This window comes from Bradyrhizobium sp. 87 (assembly GCF_023073015.1).
In the GTDB taxonomy this organism is placed as follows: Bacteria; Pseudomonadota; Alphaproteobacteria; order Rhizobiales; family Xanthobacteraceae; genus Bradyrhizobium; species Bradyrhizobium canariense_D.
In genome coordinates, this window is sequence record NZ_JADPIQ010000072.1 from 1 (window position 1) to 4,135 (window position 4,135).

At 58.9% G+C, this 4,135-nt stretch carries 3 protein-coding genes; all 3 read right to left on the reverse strand.

Features of this window, described 5'->3' with window-relative positions; all coding sequences use genetic code 11:
- Nucleotides 1-85 precede the first annotated feature (85 nt).
- Nucleotides 86-949 (reverse strand): DUF3305 domain-containing protein, encoded by an 864-nt coding sequence (locus IVB50_RS16400; protein ID WP_247296525.1) that lies wholly within the window; start codon nt 947-949, stop codon nt 86-88.
- A complete protein-coding gene (locus IVB50_RS16405; protein WP_247296527.1) occupies nt 946-2,946 on the reverse strand; it encodes a 4Fe-4S binding protein in 2,001 nt (666 codons plus the stop codon). Before IVB50_RS16405 ends, IVB50_RS16400 begins: the two co-directional genes overlap by 4 nt.
- Nucleotides 2,947-3,057: 111 nt before the next feature.
- On the reverse strand, nt 3,058-4,017 hold the full coding sequence (locus IVB50_RS16410; RefSeq protein WP_247296529.1) for a formate dehydrogenase subunit gamma: 960 nt from the start codon (nt 4,015-4,017) through the stop codon (nt 3,058-3,060).
- Between the last annotated feature and the right edge of the window lie 118 nt (nt 4,018-4,135).

Consider the following 4,135-nt stretch of genomic DNA (forward strand, 5'->3'; position numbering starts at 1 on the left):
GACCAGCTCCGCCGATCGCACGTTGTTCACCCCGCGCCAAACGGCGTAACATCCGCCGAGACTCTAATCGCCAATGGATGAAAGTTCAGCGGCAGGTCACGCTTTCCAGAGGCGCCAAAGGGCCGAAGCCTGGTATTCCATCCGGATCGTTGAAGTCCCATTGGTTCTCAGCGATGCCAATGAAATCGCGGATAGAGTGATCAATCGTCCATGCTCGGCGCAACGCGGCTCTGGTGAGTTCTGCCGGAACACCGGCCTCCAAAAATGCGGTAACGTCGGTATCGGCGGTGATGGATTCAATGGGCGGCAAGCTTGAGGCTTCAAGCGGCTTAACCGCCGAACTCGGGGGCGGGATGTCACTTGACACTGCTACTTCAGGAACGTCCTGCTTCGGGGCGATCGATGCTTGCTTCATCCGCATCCATCGACGAAATCGACTTTCGTGCTTATTCACCCCATCCTCCGCCCCGTGCCCAAATGCCGAGCCCTTTTGATCGCGCCTTCGTTTGACGAAGGGGCGCTCGACGTGATGCTCCGCGACGAACCGCGCAACGATCTCAGAGATGTCCGACGGCATCGGGAGAGCTTCGACTAGGTTTGTTCCGGCATCCGTAAACGCCTCGCCTTCTGCCGGGTCGACCGTCACCCCGCACAGCTCGTATGGCGGTTCAGAGGCTGTCGGACGCATGCTAACCCATACGCTAGGCCGGTCTGAAGCGAGGTTGTCGCGGTAATTGGTTGTCTCAGTGCGGTGCAATTCGATGGTTGCCGACCCAGCAAAGAACAACGACCGTTTGTCACTCCGGGGTAGAGGGGCCCAAAGCGATGCGGTTGGCACTCCCTGCAACACCAGGACCGGTCGCCATAGAACGTCGGCCCAGGCGCTTCTAGCGTCGTGCCGCTCGATGACAATGCCCACCGGAATGCGAGCCAGGGCGGTCGATATCATGGGCCGCCTCCACCCAATTTCGTTTCAGCAAACGAAGTTGCGGCTTGCTCGCGGTGGTAATCGTCTGTCGTCCGAACAAGAGGAGCCGCTTTGCCGGATGCTTCGAAGCTCTGTTCGGCGGCAAAAATGACCCGGCAGTCGCCACACATCTGAACGGCGTCCAACCTCCGGGCCGACGGCTCGTACATCCAATGCTTGCCGTTGAGCTTGGAGATCATTCGTTCAATTGTGCTTCTTACGCCGAATGGCTTGTTGCAGCGAATGCAGCAGAACGGCTCTTCCTCCTTCAACACACGCGCCGGAGTGTTCGCAGCCCCAAAATTGACTCTGGGTATGAGCGTCACTGCGCGCTCAGGACAAGTGGCTTGGCACAACCCGCATTGCACGCACGCATCCTCGACAAACCGGAGCACCGGACGTTCTGGATCGTCCCGTAGCGCGTGAGTAGGGCAGGCCGACACGCAGGAGAGACAGAGAGTGCAGTTTGCGTCATCGATCTCGACGGCCCCAAGGGGCGCTCCAGGCGGTAGTGCGACGATATCAATAGGTTTTGGAGCGGCGCGATGCAATTCAGCCAGCGCGAAGCGGAGAACGTCTCTCTTCGTTCCAATTGGACGAAAGCTCGCCGGCCGCGACGCGCCGGGAAGGGGCGCGGCTCCGCGAAGTGTGTCAAGCAGCGAATCTGGGTCATCTGTCTCAATGGTCGAGACTCGGTCGGGGCCAAAACCAAGGCCGGTAAGAATCGAGCCGGCAAAAGCAATCGTCTGCCTCAAGCCCGTAGGATCATGGCGCTGTTTTGATGGAAGCAAGAATTGCAGCCTGGACGCCCCGTATGCAAATGCTCCGGCGATCGCCTCTAGACCTACCTGCGTGGTTTCATTGACAGCGAACGGCAACACATGTGCCGGCAATCCGTCACCGAACCGGGACAAACATTCGATCAACGGTGTCCCGTGCAAGTCATCGTGCACGAGCAGCATCGGATGCGTCCCACCAGCATCTCGATAAGCGACCATCATCGCGCGCAGGCGACGAACAAGCTCATCTGCTGGTGGCAGGGCATACGATGCGGCTCCCGTCGGACAGGCAGCAGCGCATTGACCGCATCCTGCGCAGATATGGGGGTCGATAGAAACATGGTTTCCTGATGGAGTGATTGCGCCGGCCGGACAGAGGTCAAGGCATCGTGTGCAGCCTGGACGTTGCGAGCGCGAGTGCGCACATGCCTTGGCTTCGAAACTGATATAGCGCGGCTTTCGGAAGGTGCCGACAAGGTCCCGCGCCTTCATCACGGCTCGCAGCGTAGACGCTGGGTCTCCCGGATCCTCGCGCAGATAGCCCTCCCGTAGATTGCCAGCCGGAAAGAGCGCGACACTCCCGGTCAGGTCGAGAATGATGTCGCAGGTCGATCGGGCGTTGCTTCTCGTCGAGCCGAAATTCAATGCATCGCGCGAGGAGGGAGTAGACTCAGCGAATTCGTCGACAACAAGCTCAAAGGAACCGAGATGCCCGCGAGCGCTACGGATTTTCCCTTTCGCTGTGGGAAAGTCTACCCCGCGAGGCAGTGCGACCTCCGCTGGCGGGGTGATCAAGACCGTGACATCGAGGTGATCTTTCAGAAGGTTGCCAGCCTCGATCGCTCTCTCATCGCAGCCGTAGATGAGAATAACGCCACGGCTTTCGAAATCGATCGTCCCCGGCTCAGAGGTCGGCTCGGCCGCTGCGGCCAACAGAGCGGCCATCTTGGCAGCTGCGCGCTCACCCTCGTTAGACCAGCCGGCCGGCTCGCGGACATTGACAAATTGTATCGGTTTGGTCCGGCCCATCTCTGTAGCAATGTCGGTGAAAAGCGCCGCCTGTTGCGTGCAGGCCACCGTCAGAGGGGTGTCTCTTGACGCAACATTTGTGAAGCGATCGATTTCATGGCCGCACAGTTGAACCGCGGATGCAATTTCGTGGCGGCAGCCACGGCGAATGCCATCCGGGTTGAGAGGCATCGTCTGGTCGCATGAGCAAATCAGAATATCTCGGACTGAATCAGGCAAGTCGCTCATCCGTGCCGCCTCTCGATGTAATGGCCGGCGAAACTTCGCTGAATGATGCGTTGGTCATTCAGAAGGGCTCGCGGGAGATTGCTTGGCTCGTTCGAGGCGCTCGGCGAACCATTGGTCATGATGTTCTCGTGCCCAGTTGAGATCCACATCTCCAGTAGCCATCGCTTCGAACGCACCTTCCATCCCGAGAGTACCGATATAGATGTGGGCTAAAATCAGCGAAATGAACAACACAGCGATGACGGCGTGGGCGACGTGGGCGAGCTGCATGTCGACAACGTTGGTGCCGTAGAACGGGAAGAGGAGCACCAACCCCGAGACGGAGACTGCCGCGCCGGCCGCGACGGATAGCCAGTAGACCAGCTTTTCGCCGAGATTGAACCGGCCTGCCGGGGCGTGCTTGGACTTAATAAAGCCGCCGCCCTTCCTGACCCATTCGATGTCAACTGTCGCCGGCAAGTTGTCCCGGAAGAAGATCAGCCCGATCAAGGCTAATCCGACCATGAAGGCGAAGCTGACGAAGTTGTGTGTGTATTTTGCAATCTGGGAAACCTCGGAGAATCCCTCGGGACCGATAATGGGCAGCAGCAAGATCTTCCCGAAGGTGACGTTCATCCCCGTCACCGCAAGGACAAGGAAAGATACCGCCGTCAGCCAATGAGAAAAGCGCTCGAATGCGACAAAGCGCGTGATCGTCTTCCCAGAGCGCCCAGCAGCAATCCGAAGGCGTCCTATGATCAGATAGGCAAGCGAGAGGAGTGCGATTGTTCCAAGAAGGACCATCGCACCGCCCCAATGCAGCAGAACTTCGTGGAAGTAGTCCCAGGTCCGTCCGCGAGGTTGTATCAGGACGCTTGCCTTCCGATCAGGAATATCAATACGATCCTCAATGCGCGGCGCCTGCTGCAGCAGTGTTCCTTGACCGATGACGCTGGCGTCTGGATTCGGTGCGCCATCCGGCGCCAGCCACTGGGCGCGCAGCGGCTCTGCAGCAAAGATCTGCAACACGAGCACCAATGTTGCGAAGCCTATGTGCGTATTTCGGCGATGGTGAGCGGCGATTTCAGGCGATCGTGAGCAGCTGTTTCGCGCGATGATGAGCAGCGGCTTTGACCGACATGGGTGATTGGTT

Bases quoted from the DNA above. Each gene is read 5' to 3' on its own strand.
- IVB50_RS16400 (WP_247296525.1), bottom strand. From the start codon at position 949: ATGATATCGACCGCCCTGGCTCGCATTCCGGTGGGCATTGTCATCGAG.
- IVB50_RS16405 (WP_247296527.1), bottom strand. From the start codon at position 2,946: ATGCCTCTCAACCCGGATGGCATTCGCCGTGGCTGCCGCCACGAAATT.